Here is a 13,990-nt window from a genome sequence, read left to right as displayed (position 1 = left end):
TCAATGGGGGCGTGCTTTCGTTTCACGCCCTCATGTTCACATCTGCGTTTTGATTTTCGAAAGCATAGATTTATCGCTCGTGAAAAAAGGATAAGTCCTACAGATAACAAAGTAATTGCTCTATAGCCTTGCGCCCCTTCAGAAACGAGATGCCGGCATCTCGTCGTTTTCGATCGTTTATTTTTCGGAGCAGGTGGCCAGTATGTATTTTCGTTCGTTCCATGGTTTTTCATTGAAAGGACTGTGCTTGCCATTCTTAGTGATCTCTCCCTTTACCGGTGCAGCACCCGTAGTAGGGGGTACCGCAAACGTCAATACAGGAGATGCCATCGAACGCTGGGATCTCACTCAAAATGCCACGCTCAACGTCAACAATGCCGAGACCCTGGCAATCACTGCCGACCGCTCGACGGTGAATGTCAACGCTGGTAGCCGAACTCAGGGTATCAGTGCCACCAACAACTCCACGGTCAATCTGAGCGGCGCCAACCTATCGAGCGTGGGTGCCCGAGCGGGTTTGCAGCTTGTCTCAAGTCTGGGCAACGTCGACAACAGCACGATCAATGCGGACAGAATCGGTCTGTCGGTGGCGCGCGCGTTCGGCACGCAGGCGGGTTCGACAGTCAATGTCACCAACAACAGCACCATCACCGGCGTGACCGCTGGTGCCCTGGCCACCTCCCACAGTCTGATCAATGTCGCCGACTCGACCCTTGAGGGAACCGGATCTTCCGGTTATGGCCTGTGGCTGCAGAGTGCTGATGCCGTTGCCAGAAACAGTACCCTCACGGGCGCTCAGAATGGTGTCTTGATCGCGCTGGATGTCACAGGCGTAGCACCCGCCACGTTGAATCTGGACAACACCACTGTTCAGGGTAAAAACGGTTCTGCCATTCTGGTGGATTTCGGTAATGTCGAGCGGACCACCGCGACATTGACACTCTCCAACTCCAGACTTCTGGCGAGCAACAACACCTTGGTTGAGGCCAGGGGCGGTTCCGATGTTTCGATGACCGTCAACAGCAGCACACTCAACGGCGATATCGTGACGGAGGCGGGCAGCACGTTCGGGCTGACCTTGCAGAACAATTCGGTGCTGACTGGCCGGCTTGAAAACGTGGCCAGCGCCACGATCAACGACAACTCACAATGGGTGCTGGTGGATAACAGCCAGGTCGGAAATCTTGTGCTCAATGGTGGCTCCGTCAAGTTCGGGGCAGACAACGCGTTCTATCAACTGGATGTGACCAATCTGTCCGGCAACGGCCGTTTCATCATGGGTACCGATCTGGCGACTGGCCAGACCGATTTGCTCAACGTCACCGGCACGGCCAGCGGTTCGCACGAATTGCTCATTGCCAGCAGCGGTACGGAACCGCCTGCGGGTCAGCCAGTGACGGTGGTCAAGACCAACGGTGGCTCCGCACAATTTTCGCTGCAGGGCAATGTCGTCGATCAAGGCGCGTATTCCTACGCATTGGCCAAGAGTGGCAACGACTGGATTCTCGACCCGACCTCTCGCATTGTCAGCCCGGGCGCACGCTCGGTACTGGCACTCTTCAATACGCCTCTGCCGACCTGGTATGGCGAGCTGACCTCGTTGCGCAGCCGGATGGGTGAGTTGCGTTTCAATGACGGGCAGGGCGGCGCCTGGGGACGGACCTATGGCAATCAATATCAGATCGCGGACGGATCCGGTGTCGGCTACCGGCAGAATCAGTTGGGGTTCACCCTGGGGGTTGACACCACCCTGCCGGTAGGGGACGGTCAATGGCTGGTTGGTGTGATGGGCGGCCACAGCAAGTCCGACCTCGATCTGGATGCGGGCACGTCGGGCAAAGTCGACAGTTACTACCTGGGCACTTACGCCACCTGGCTGGATGCTGGCAGCGGTTATTACGCCGATGCTGTGTTGAAAGTGAACCGGTTTCGCAACGAGGCGAAGGTCAGCCTGAGCGACGGCGCCCGGGCCAAAGGCGACTATGACAACACGGGGGTAGGTGGATCGGTGGAATTCGGTCGGCACATCAAGCTTGACGACGGTTATTTCGTCGAGCCTTTCACCAAGTGGTCGGCCGTGGTCATTCAGGGCAAGGACTTTTCGCTGGACAACGATTTGCAGGCAGACGGTGGCCGCGCACGTTCACTCCTCGGTGAAGCGGGTGTGACGGCGGGTCGCAACTTCAAACTGAACAATGACGTTGAAGTGCAACCTTATCTGCGGGTGGGTGGCGGCTATGAGTTCGCCAAAAACAACGAAGTGAAGGTCAATGACAACGTGTTCAAGAACGATCTTTCCGGGGCACGTGGAATGGTCGGAGCCGGTGTCGCGGCATCGGTATCGAAAAACCTGCAAATGCATGCCGACTATGAATACAGCGACGGCAAGAACTTCCGTCAACCCGCCGGATTGACCCTGGGCTTGCGATACGCGTTCTGATCGCCATGCTGGAAATGAGAAAAGGAGGCTTTGGCCTCCTTTTCTTTTAGACGGCTGACCGGCCTGGCGTCGATCAATCAGCATGGGCCCCTGCGGGATGACGGTGGACGCGGAATTCGCCGCGTAGGTGGTGTTGGCAGGGCTTCAAAGTCGACTCGCAGATTGACGGTCCTGGTTGTGTCCTCATCCCGATTTTCGAGTGTGGCGTTAATAATGCCACTGAAAATGGATTTGTCAGCGTCGAATGCGAGTTCGGCTATTCCATTGTTGTTGGTATAGGTGACTGGTTTGTCGGGTGTAGAACTATCGACAAAAAGTACTTGGACGGTGGGAGAGTCGGGAAACAATCCATATTTGCCGTCCGCGAGACCCTTGGTAAAAGAAACCTTGAGTTCCTTGGTTTCGTATTCCGGAGCTGTCCCCCTCTGTGTGGCCTGCATGACGTGCGCCTCACCAAGAGGCGGGGGGTAGTGGGCCTCGGAAAGTACAACCAAACCGGCCTCGAAAGATTCCGTTCCGTTGATTGTTCCTTTACATGTTCCTGCCTTCACTGATTGGTGTGTCACTTTTGCTATTGCGTTCATAAAACCAGCCTCCGCTGCCATGAAAAGTGATATCTCGCCACTCAATACAGGCGGGATAGCCTATGAGATGCCAGCAGGGCGCCGCTGTAAACTGTCAGACTTGACAGGTATACATCGCCTTTTTTATGTGATTTTTTTTGCGTCGACTCTTGCGTTTGGGGATGGCCTTCAACCAAACAGCCCCGCCGCAATATTGATCGAAAACCCAAGGATGGCGGTATTGAACACAAATCCGATCAACGATTGTGCCAGCACGATCTTGCGTATCTCCCGCGTGGCCACGCCGACGTCTGCCGTTTGCACCGCCACGCCGATGGTGAACGAGAAGTACAGAAAGTCCCAATAGTTAGGCGTCGTCAGGCCTTCGGCAAAGCGCAGTGCCGGTTCCTTGCCGTCCCAGGTGTAAAACAGCCGGGCGTAGTGCACGCAGAAAATCACCCCGATCAGCAGCCACGAACCGATCACGGTCAACGCGGTAAAACCGTAATGCAGAAGTTTGCGGATGGTTTCCAGATCCTTGCTGCCGGCCAGTTCGACGGTAATGGTGGCCAGGCTGGCCAAAGCGGCGATGCAGACAACAAACAGTACCAGCCCGGCATTTTCATCCTCGACTTCGGCGATACGTTTGACGTCCGGCGCTTTGGCGCGGATGGTCAGCCAAAGCATCAGGATCAGGTAGGTCCAGACCCCGGCGTTCCAGCCAATGAGGATTTTGCTGATGACGGATTCCGCCGGGGCCAGGAGGCCTGCGGCAAGGCCGAGCAGCGCGGCAGCGGAAAGGCGAGGGTGGGTGCGGGCGAGGAAGCGCATGGGGACTCGATGGGCCAGGGTGGTTCAGACACCTTAGCCCAGCGCGGCGACCTGTGGCCACCGCGCCGGGAGCAATCAATCAGGCTTGGTGAACCGCCGCACAAGCTTGATCACGACAACAAAGAACACTGGCACGAAAATCACCGCCAACGTCGCGGTAATCATCCCGCCAATTACTCCGGTACCAATCGCCTGCTGGCTCGCCGAACTCGCGCCCGTGGCAATCGCCAGCGGCACCACGCCCAGAATGAACGCCAGTGAAGTCATGACAATCGGCCGTAAACGCAGACGCGCCGCTTGCAACGTGGCATCAACCAGATCGTGACCTTCGTCATACAGACTCTTGGCAAACTCGATGATCAGGATCGCGTTCTTCGCCGACAGGCCGATGATGGTGATCAGGCCGACCTTGAAGAACACATCGTTGGGCATCCCGCGCAACGTCACCGCCAGCACTGCGCCAAGCACACCGAGCGGCACCACCAGCAGCACGGACGTCGGAATCGACCAGCTCTCGTACAACGCCGCCAGACACAGGAACACGATCAGCAGCGACAGACCGAGCAGAATCGGCGCCTGACTGCCGGACAAACGTTCCTGCAATGACAGACCGGTCCATTCCTGACCCATGCCTTTAGGGCCTTGCGCTACCAGCCTTTCGATTTCCGCCATGGCTTCGCCGGTGCTGTGGCCGGGTTTCGGCTCGCCGGAAATCGAGATCGCCGGGTAGCCGTTGTAGCGGGTCAGCTGCGCCGGGCCTTGGGTCCATGTGGCTCGGACAAATGCCGACAGCGGCACCATTTTCCCGGCGTCGTTGCGTACGTGCATCTTCAGCAGGTCATCGACCTGACTGCGGCGGTCGCCTTCGGCCTGCACCACCACCCGTTGCATGCGCCCCTGATTGGGGAAGTCGTTGACGTACGAAGAACCGATGGCAGTGGACAGCACATTGCCGACGTCGGCGAAGGAAATGCCCAGCGCGTTGGCCTGCTTGCGGTCCACTTCCAGCTGCACTTGCGGCGCTTCGGCCAGAGCACTTTCACGCACGTTCATCAGAATCGGACTTTTCTCGGCGGCTTCCAGCAATTGGGTGCGTGCCTCCATCAGGGCTGCATGGCCGAGGCCGCCGCGATCCTGCAGGCGGAACTCGAAACCGCTGGAGGTGCCGAGGCCGTCGACCGGCGGCGGCAGTACCGAGAATGCCATCGCGTCCTTGATCTGGCTCAGGGCAATGTTGGCACGCTCGGCAATGGAGCTGGCCGAGTCGTCGCTGCCGCGATGCGACCAGTCCTTGAGCGTGGTGAAGGCCAGTGCGGCGTTCTGCCCGCTGCCGGAGAAACTGAAACCGAGAATCACCACACTGTCACTGATACCCGGTTCGCCATTGTTGTGCGCTTCGAGCTGCTCGGCGACCTGCACGGTTCGGTTCTTGGTCGCGCCCGGTGGCAGCTGGATGTCGGTGATGGTGTAACCCTGATCCTCGACCGGCAGGAACGAGGAGGGCAGGCGTGCGAAGCACAGGCCCAGACCCACCAACAGCACTACGTAAATCAGCAGATAACGCCCGGTGCGTTTCAGCGCGTAACCGACCCAGCCCTGATAGCGATCAGTCAGTTGCTCGAAGCGGCGGTTGAACCAGCCGAAGAACCCGGTCTTCTCGTGATGTTCGCCCTTGGCGATCGGCTTGAGCAGCGTTGCGCACAATGCCGGGGTCAAGGTCAGGGCAAGGAAGGCCGAGAACAGAATTGAGGTAGCCATCGACAGCGAGAACTGTCGATAGATGACGCCCACCGAGCCCTGCATGAACGCCATCGGAATGAACACCGCCACCAGCACCAGCGTGATGCCGATGATCGCGCCGGTAATCTGCCGCATCGCCTTGCGTGTCGCCTCTTTGGGCGACAGGCCTTCGGTGGCCATGATCCGCTCGACGTTCTCCACCACCACGATGGCATCGTCCACCAGAATGCCGATGGCCAGCACCATGCCGAACATGGTCAACACGTTGATCGAGAAGCCCAGCGCGAGCATGGTCGCGAAGGTGCCCATCAACGCCACCGGCACCACCAGCGTCGGGATCAGCGTATAGCGGATGTTCTGCAGGAACAGGAACATCACCGCGAACACCAGCAGCATGGCTTCGCCGAGGGTGTAGACCACTTTGGTGATCGAGACCTTCACGAATGGCGAAGTGTCGTAGGGGATCTTGTATTCCACACCGGTCGGGAAGTAGCGCGACAGCTCATCCATCTTCGCCCGGATCAGCGTTGCGGTGCTGAGGGCGTTGGCGCCCGGCGACAGTTGCACGCCGACGGCGGTGGACGGTTTGCCGTTCAGGCGCGTACCGAACTGGTATTCCTGGCTGCCGATCTCGACCCGCGCCACATCCTTGATGCGCACGGTGGAACCGTCGGGATTGGCCTTGAGCACGATGTCGGCGAACTCTTCCGGTGTCGACAGCTGACCCTTGACCAGAATCGTCGCGGTGATTTCCTGGGTGCTCGGGTTCGGCAGATCGCCGATGCTGCCCGCCGAGACCTGGGCATTCTGCGCGACGATGGCGGCGTTGACGTCCGCCGGCGTCAGGTTGAAACCGATCAGCTTCTGCGGATCGACCCAGATCCGCATCGCCCGCTCGGCGCCATACAACTGGGCCTTGCCGACGCCGTCGATACGCTTGATCTCGTTCATCACGTTGCGCGCCAGGTAATCGCTGAGCGCTACGTCATCGAGCTTGCCGTCGCTGGAAGTCAGGGTGATCAGCAGCAGGAAACCGGCGGAGACTTTCTCCACCTGCAAACCTTGCTGATTGACCGCTTGCGGCAGGCGCGACTCGACCACCTTGAGGCGGTTCTGCACATCGACCTGCGCGAGTTCCGGGTTGGTGCCCGGCTGGAACGTCGCCTTGATCGTGGCGCTGCCGAGGCTGCTCTGGGATTCGAAATACAGCAGGTGATCGGCGCCGTTGAGCTCTTCCTCGATCAGACTGACCACGCTTTCGTCGACGGTCTGCGCCGAGGCGCCCGGGTACACGGCATAGATTTCGATCTGCGGCGGCGCGACGTCGGGGTATTGCGCCACCGGCAATTGCGGGATGGCCAGCGCACCGGCCAACAGGATGAACAACGCGACGACCCAGGCGAACACCGGGCGGTCGATAAAGAACTGCGGCATAGAAGAGCGTCCTGCTTACTGACCAGAGGTCTGGGCAAGTGGAAGAGGGTGTCGTCGATCTGCACGGTTTCGCCGGGGCGGGCGTGCTGCAGGCCTTCGATGACCACGCGGTCGCCGGCCTTCAGGCCACCGGTGACAATCCAGCGGTCGTTCTGCACGGCGCCGAGTTGCACCGGTTGCAGAGCGACGCGCATCTGATCGTCAACGGTCAGCACTTGCGCCACACCGGCGCTGTCGCGTTGCACCGCACGTTGCGGCACGGTCAGGCCATGCTGGATCACGCCTTGTTCCAGACGCACGCGAACGTAGCTGCCGGGCAGCAGATCAAGGTCGGGGTTGGGGAATTCGCTGCGCAGAACGATCTGCCCGGTGCCCGGATCGACCGTAATGTCGCTGAACAGCAATTTACCCGGCAGCGGATAGAGGCTGCCGTCGTCCTGGATCAACGTGGCCTTGACCTGATCCTGACCGACCTGCTGCAACTGGCCGGAACGGAACGCCCGACGCAACTCGTTCAATTCACGGGTCGACTGGGTGAGGTCGGCGTGGATCGGGTTCAGTTGCTGGATCAGCGCCATGGGCGTGGTTTCGTTCTGGCCGACCAGCGCGCCTTCGGTGACCAGAGCACGACCGACGCGGCCGGAGATCGGCGCGGTGACGGTGGCATAGCCCAGATTCAGCTTCGCACGCTCGACGGCAGCCTTGTTGGCGGCGACGTCGGCGGCGGTTTGCCGGGCGTTGGCGCGGGCGTTGTCGTAGTCCTGAGCGCTGATGGCCTTGTCGTCGATCAACTGGGCGTAGCGCTGCTCCTGCAGTTTTGCCTGGAACGCGTTGGCTTCGGCCTTGCGCAGGGCCGCTTCGGCGCTGTCCAGGTCGGCCTTGAACGGTGCCGGGTCAATGCGGAACAGCACGTCGCCCTTTTTTACGTCGCTGCCTTCGCGATAGGTGCGTTGCAGCACCACGCCGGCCACCCGGGCGCGGACTTCGGCAATGCGTGGCGCGGCAATGCGCCCGCTGAGTTCGCTGCTGATCGACAGGGGGCGTGCCTCAAGGGTTTCGACCCGCACGGTGGCCGGCGGCGCCTGTTCCTCGGTGCTCGAGGATTTACCACAGGCACTCAGCGTCAGCGCCAATGCGATCAGGCCGAGCCCGGCCAGCAGATTCTTCGACATGTACAACCCCCAATATTGATCTGCGCATCCTACGGACAGTCGCCGAGGGTAGCGGTGAAGCTTTGTAGGCGCTGTGTGAAATTGTGTAAGGGTTTTGCTCAGGGACGAGTGAGGGCGTATATCCTTTACGCCTTGAAATTTATTGCGACAGATAAAGCATCGCGAGCAGGCTCGCTCCCACATTTGGAATACGGTCCCTTGTGGGAGCGAGCTTGCTCGCGATAGCAGATGATGAGTCGCCACAGCACTTTCTGGATCATCAATGCCCAACATCCTCCTGGTCGAAGACGACACCGCCCTCGCCGAACTGATCTCCAGCTATCTCGAGCGCAACGGCTATTCCGTCAGCGTGATCGGCCGAGGCGACCATGTGCGCGAGCGGGCGCGGCTCAATCCGCCGGACCTGGTGATTCTCGACTTGATGCTGCCGGGCCTCGACGGTTTGCAGGTGTGTCGCCTGTTGCGCGCCGATTCGGCGACGCTGCCGATCCTGATGCTCACCGCCCGCGATGACAGCCACGATCAGGTGCTGGGCCTGGAAATGGGCGCCGACGATTACGTGACCAAACCTTGCGAGCCGCGAGTCTTGCTGGCCCGAGTGCGCACATTGTTGCGGCGCAGCAGCCTCGGCGAGCCGATGACTGCCAACGACCGCATCCTGATGGGCAATCTGTGCATTGACCTGTCGGAACGCACCGTGACCTGGCGCGAGCAACCGGTCGAGCTGTCCAGCGGCGAATACAACCTGCTGGTGGTGCTGGCCCGTCATGCCGGCGAAGTGCTGAGCCGCGACCAGATCCTGCAGCGCCTGCGCGGTATAGAGTTCAACGGCACCGACCGCTCGGTGGACGTGGCGATTTCCAAGCTGCGGCGCAAGTTCGACGACCACGCGGGCGAGGCGCGCAAGATCAAGACCGTGTGGGGCAAGGGTTATCTGTTCAGCCGTTCCGAGTGGGAATGCTGAGTCGATGTTCAGAATCCTGTTTCGCCTTTATCTGGTGACGATCGTTTCCTACAGTGCGGCAATCTATCTGGTGCCGGATCTGGTGGTGATGGCGTTCAGGGATCGCTTCGTGACTTACAACCTCGACTATTCCCGGGGCCTGCAATCGCTGATTACCAAGCAGTTTCGCGCGGTGCCGCAGGATCAGTGGCCGGCGGTCGCCGCGTCGATGGACAAGGACTTCCAGCCGCTGCACATCGTCCTCGCCCGTATCGATAACGCTGACTTCACCCCGATCGAGCAAGAGCGCCTGCGTCGTGGTGAAAACGTGGTGCGCATCGGCGACTGGGGCTGGCGAACGCTGGCGGTGACACCGTTGAACGGGGAGATTGCCGTGCAAATGGTGGTGCCGCCGGATCCGATGGACGTGAACTTGCTGTACTGGAGCATCAACGTTCTGATCGGTGCGAGTTTGCTGGCGTGCCTGCTGCTCTGGCTGCGGCCGCACTGGCGTGATCTTGAACGCCTGAAGGGCACCGCCGAGCGCTTCGGCAAAGGCCATTTGAGCGAACGTACGCAAATCGGCTCGAGTTCGAACATCGGCAGCCTGGCCAACGTCTTCGACACCATGGCCGGTGACATCGAAAACCTGCTCAACCAGCAGCGTGACCTGCTCAACGCGGTGTCCCACGAACTGCGTACGCCGTTGACCCGACTGGATTTCGGCCTGGCGCTGGCGCTGTCCGATGATTTGCCGCAAACCAGTCGCGAACGCCTGCAAGGTCTGGTGGCGCACATTCGCGAACTGGATGAGCTGGTGCTGGAGTTGCTGTCTTACAGTCGCCTGCAAAATCCGGCGCGCTTGCCGGAACAGGTCGAAGTGTCGCTGGACGAGTTCATCGACAGTATTCTGGGCAGCGTCGACGAAGAGCTGGAGTCCCCGGAAATCGTCATCGATGTGTTGCTGCACAATCAGCTGGAGCGCTTCTCACTTGACCCGCGCCTGACCGCCCGCGCCATTCAGAACCTGCTGCGCAACGCCATGCGTTACTGCGAAAAGCGCATTCAGATCGGTGTGCAGGTCTGCCCGAAGGGCTGTGAAATCTGGGTGGATGACGATGGCATCGGCATTCCGGAAGACGAGCGGGAGCGGATTTTCGAGCCGTTCTATCGACTGGATCGCAGCCGTGACCGGGCCACTGGCGGGTTTGGCCTGGGCCTAGCCATCAGCCGTCGGCGCGCTGGAAGCGCAGGGCGGGACGTTGACGGTGGAAGGTTCGCCGTTGGGTGGAGCGCGGTTCAGGCTTTGGCTACCAACCCCGGCGTGAAGCTGCTCGTTCCCCCGAACGTCGTGGGAACGAGCACCAGTCAGAGCAGTTCAGTGGACTGGATCAGTCCGACCCCGGCCACCTGCATCCGCTCCATCGCCGTCGCCAGTGATCCATTCATATCGATTGCCCGGCACGCATCCAGCACCACAAACGTATTGAAGCCCGCCGCCCGTGCATCCAGGGCGGAAAACATCACGCAGAAATCCAGCGCCAGGCCGACCATGTACACGGTGTCGATGCCGCGTTCCTTCAGATAACCCGCCAGCCCCGTGGTGGTCGCCCGGTCCGCTTCAAGAAACGCCGAATAGCTGTCGATGTCCGGATTGCAGCCCTTGCGGATGATCAGTTGAGCGTGGGGCAGGTTGAGTCCCGAATGAAAATCGGCGCCGCGTGAGCCCTGAGTGCAGTGATCCGGCCACAGGGTCTGTTCGCCGTACGGCAGTTGAATCACCTCGTAAGGCTGGCGGCCGGGATGGCTGGAGGCAAACGAAGCGTGGCCGGCCGGGTGCCAGTCCTGGGCAATGACGACTTGCTTGAACTGTTCGGCGAGGCGATTGATCAGCGGGACGATCAGGTCTCCCTCGGGCACGGCCAGTTGGCCGCCGGGAATGAAATCGTTCTGTACGTCGATGACCAGCAATGCAGTACGTGGGGAAATCGGCATCTTTCAAGCCACTCCTTGAAATCACCCGGACAGGATAGTGACAACTTCATTCACACGCTCAGCCGGTTTTTAAACATTTTCGCCATCTCTTCCAGCTCGGCGGCCGGATTATGGCCGATCAACATCCAGGCGTGTTCACGTTCGGTCCAGTACACCACGTTCATCCCGTGCCGGCGTTCATGGGCCAGCGCCTGACTGCCACTGTTGGTTCGTGTGACGCACAGTGCCAGCGGACCATGATTGGCGTCGAGCCAGGTCATCTGCGCAATCGGCACGCCGTCATATTCGAGCAGTTGCGCACGTTTGAACTGCGCGCCGGGCAGTTTCAGCTTCGCGGGCGACAAACTCAGGCCCACTCGAGCGTCAACCGTGTGCAATTGCGCCAGTTGCGAGGCTTCGTCGGTGGCCAGATGTTCAAGGGTCTGCGGTACATACAGCGCCATGTAATCGCCCACCAGCTCGCGCCAGCCATGCGATTGCTGCGCTTGCCAGCCGAGGAACAACCGATCCGCCGCGACGCCGGCGAGCACCATGCCCAAAGCCGCCGCGCCGATGAACCAGCGACGACTGAAGCCGGGCCGTTGCGGGGAGGGCGCGGCATCCAGTCGGGCTTGCAGGCGATCGAGCGGTGCCTGTCGGGCCAGCTCATCGTAGGCGTCGCGATAGGGCAGGTTGCTGCGGCTCAACCACTGCAAGCGCAGGTTGAGCAGTGGATCATCGGCAATGAGGCTGTCGAGCTGGCTGCGTTGTTCGCGGTCCAGTTCATCGTCCAGATACGCCACCAGTTGCTCGTCGGAAGGCGTATTCATTGCCGGTCTCCTGCGGGGGTGTTCGGTACCGCATGCAGCGGTGGGTATTCGGCCAGTTTTAGGCGGGCGGTGGCGAGGCGACTCATGACTGTGCCGATCGGCACTTGCAGGATCTCGGCGACTTCGCGATAGGACAGGCCTTCGACGTAGGCGAGATAGACCGTTTCGCGCTGGGTCTCCGGCAGCGCATCGACGCGACGGATCACCTGCGCCGCCATGACGTGGGTCTGCGCGGCGTATTCGCCGTCGAAGGTGAGCTGGCTGTCGGCGTCCACCACGCCCTGGCCCTGGCGCACCCGGCGGGCGCGCACTTCATTGAGCCAGATCGAATGCAGGATGCTCAGCAGCCAGCGGTCCATGCGCGTGCCGGCCACGTACTGGCCCGAACGTTCAAGCGCCCGCACGCAGGTGGCTTGCACCAGATCCTCGGCCACGTGCCGGTTGCGCGACAGCAGCAAACCGTAGCGCCACAGGCGCGCCAGGTGTTGTCCGAGTTCGGCTCTGAAGGCCTGATCGCTGAAAATGTTCGCCTCCGCGTGTCGTGTCAGGTTTTCGATGAATCGTTGATGGCTTCGGCCAGGTCCCGGTATTCCTCGCAGGTCGTGCCGCAAATCTTCTGGATATGCTGCAACTGTTCCTGCGCCAGATCGACCCGACCCTTGATGACATAAGCCTCGCCCAGGTATTCGCGGACTTGCGCGTACTGCGGATCAAGTTTCACCGATTGCAGGTAATAACCGATGCCTTCGTCGGTGCGGCCCAGCTTGCGCGTGGCGTAACCGCGATAGTTGAGGGCCTTGGCGGTGTTCGGCTGTTTCAGGGTGTCGAGCAAGGCCAGGGCTTCTTCATATCGACCGTCCTTGGCCAGGCGATAGGCGTAGTCGGTGCGGTCGGCGTCCGGTACCAGGCTGCTGGTCTGCGTCACGCATTTCTGCGTTTTGCTGTCGTACACCTGACCTTTCGGGCAATTGGGCTTTTGCACCGGCTCGTCTTCATCACCGTGGGCCAGGGCCAAAGGGCTGGACAGCATCGCGGCCATCAGCAACGGGGCGGCGAACATAACGGAACGGATAGTCATGGGCAAGGCTCCATAGTGGGGTCATGTGTCACGTTGAACACCGCAAGGTGAAGTTTTATTCATTGCTTTGTCAGGTGCCATTCAAGGAAAGCTCAAAGTCGCGGGCTATGCTCGTGTCGTCTGTCGTCAATCCGCCGTTCTACCCCGGGAGTTGCGCCATGAAAGATCAGGTTCACCACTCCGCTGCCGCCGGTTACAAGACCGCAGCGGAAACCTACGTCAAAGGTCGGCCGGACTATCCGCCGGCGGTCACCGATTGGCTGACGGCAACCCTGGACCTGGATGGCCACAAGACGGTTATCGACCTCGGCGCGGGCACCGGCAAGTTCACCGGACGATTGGTGGCGACCGGTGCTCAGGTGATAGCTGTTGAGCCGGTGGCGCAGATGCTAGAGAAGCTGTCTGCCAACTGGCCCGATGTACTGGCCGTCAGCGCCATGGCGACGGACTTGCCGTTGCCTGACGACTCGGTGGATGCCGTGGTCTGCGCCCAGGCCTTTCACTGGTTCGCCAGCACCGAGGCCCTGGACGAAATTGCCCGGGTGCTCAAGCCTGGCGGCAAGCTCGGGCTGATCTGGAACCTGCGCGACACCCGGGTCGGCTGGGTGCCCAAGCTCGATGCCATCGTCAACGCCCGGGAAGGCGACACGCCGCGCTATTACACCGGCGCCTGGCGCAAGGTGTTCCCGCATCCGGCGTTCGGGCCGTTGCAGGCCGAGCATTTTCACCATGGTCATACCGGCTCGCCGGAAGATGTGATTTTCAACCGGGTGCGTTCCACCAGTTTCATCGCGGCGCTGCCGGATGCAGAGCGGGCCCGGATCGATGAACAGTTGCGGGCGTTGGTGGCGTCCGATCCCGAACTGCGAGGCCGGGATGTGATGACCGTGCCCTACGAGACTGCCGCGTTCGTGGCGGTGAAGGGCGGCTAGAGTCCTGCATTTGGCCGAACCGCCGTTCTGAGGCCTTGATATAGTTCAGGCCT

The 13,990-nt window shown here is 60.6% G+C and carries 10 protein-coding genes and 2 pseudogenes; 4 read left to right on the top strand and 8 right to left on the bottom strand.

What is annotated here, in order from left to right:
• Nucleotides 1-115: 115 nt before the first annotated feature.
• Nucleotides 116-2,440 carry an autotransporter outer membrane beta-barrel domain-containing protein gene (locus R1A29_RS14790; protein WP_438298724.1) on the top strand — a complete coding sequence of 775 codons (2,325 nt, stop codon included), beginning with the start codon at nucleotides 116-118 and terminating at the stop codon, nucleotides 2,438-2,440.
• 77 nt (nucleotides 2,441-2,517) lie between these two features.
• On the opposite strand, the gene R1A29_RS14785 is transcribed toward R1A29_RS14790, so the two are convergent.
• From R1A29_RS14785 to R1A29_RS14770, 4 genes and pseudogenes are all read right to left on the bottom strand, one after another.
• The gene (locus R1A29_RS14785; protein ID WP_438298723.1) at nucleotides 2,518-3,024 is read right to left on the bottom strand and encodes a hypothetical protein; all 507 of its coding nucleotides are present in this window, start codon (nucleotides 3,022-3,024) and stop codon (nucleotides 2,518-2,520) included.
• Between the two features lie 168 nt (nucleotides 3,025-3,192).
• On the bottom strand, nucleotides 3,193-3,834 hold the full coding sequence (locus tag R1A29_RS14780) for a DUF1345 domain-containing protein (RefSeq protein ID WP_438298722.1): 642 nt from the start codon (nucleotides 3,832-3,834) through the stop codon (nucleotides 3,193-3,195).
• Nucleotides 3,835-3,909: 75 nt separating this feature from the next.
• A complete protein-coding gene (locus tag R1A29_RS14775) occupies nucleotides 3,910-7,008 on the bottom strand; it encodes a multidrug efflux RND transporter permease subunit (protein ID WP_438298721.1) in 3,099 nt (1,032 codons plus the stop codon).
• A 15-nt stretch (nucleotides 7,009-7,023) separates the two neighbouring features.
• A pseudogene (locus tag R1A29_RS14770) lies at nucleotides 7,024-8,180 on the bottom strand (efflux RND transporter periplasmic adaptor subunit).
• 262 nt (nucleotides 8,181-8,442) lie between these two features.
• Here R1A29_RS14770 and R1A29_RS14765 point away from each other — a divergent pair.
• Nucleotides 8,443-9,144: a response regulator transcription factor gene (locus R1A29_RS14765; protein ID WP_007960391.1), complete on the top strand. Its 702-nt coding sequence runs from the start codon at nucleotides 8,443-8,445 to the stop codon at nucleotides 9,142-9,144.
• A 4-nt stretch (nucleotides 9,145-9,148) separates the two neighbouring features.
• Nucleotides 9,149-10,451: pseudogene (locus R1A29_RS14760) on the top strand (ATP-binding protein).
• Nucleotides 10,452-10,491: 40 nt separating this feature from the next.
• Here R1A29_RS14760 and pncA read toward each other — a convergent pair.
• From pncA to R1A29_RS14740, 4 genes are all read right to left on the bottom strand, one after another.
• Nucleotides 10,492-11,118 (bottom strand): bifunctional nicotinamidase/pyrazinamidase, encoded by a 627-nt coding sequence (pncA, locus tag R1A29_RS14755; RefSeq protein WP_438298720.1) that lies wholly within the window; start codon nucleotides 11,116-11,118, stop codon nucleotides 10,492-10,494.
• Nucleotides 11,119-11,168: 50 nt separating this feature from the next.
• Nucleotides 11,169-11,927, bottom strand: a complete 759-nt coding sequence (locus R1A29_RS14750) for an anti-sigma factor family protein (RefSeq protein WP_438298719.1) — start codon at nucleotides 11,925-11,927, stop codon at nucleotides 11,169-11,171.
• Nucleotides 11,924-12,409 (bottom strand): RNA polymerase sigma factor, encoded by a 486-nt coding sequence (locus R1A29_RS14745; RefSeq protein ID WP_114886697.1) that lies wholly within the window; start codon nucleotides 12,407-12,409, stop codon nucleotides 11,924-11,926. Before R1A29_RS14745 ends, R1A29_RS14750 begins: the two co-directional genes overlap by 4 nt.
• Before the next feature lie 62 nt (nucleotides 12,410-12,471).
• Nucleotides 12,472-13,005 carry a tetratricopeptide repeat protein gene (locus R1A29_RS14740; RefSeq protein WP_192551796.1) on the bottom strand — a complete coding sequence of 178 codons (534 nt, stop codon included), beginning with the start codon at nucleotides 13,003-13,005 and terminating at the stop codon, nucleotides 12,472-12,474.
• A 158-nt stretch (nucleotides 13,006-13,163) separates the two neighbouring features.
• Here R1A29_RS14740 and R1A29_RS14735 point away from each other — a divergent pair, with 158 nt between their 5' ends.
• Complete coding sequence (locus R1A29_RS14735; protein ID WP_438298718.1) at nucleotides 13,164-13,937, top strand: methyltransferase domain-containing protein; 774 nt, start codon at nucleotides 13,164-13,166, stop codon at nucleotides 13,935-13,937.
• Nucleotides 13,938-13,990: the final 53 nt, after the last annotated feature.

This window comes from Pseudomonas sp. NMS19W (assembly GCF_051554255.1).
Taxonomy (GTDB): Bacteria; Pseudomonadota; Gammaproteobacteria; order Pseudomonadales; family Pseudomonadaceae; genus Aquipseudomonas; species Aquipseudomonas kribbensis.
Note: the sequence above shows the minus strand (reverse complement) of the source record. Positions and strands in the feature narration are given on the sequence as shown.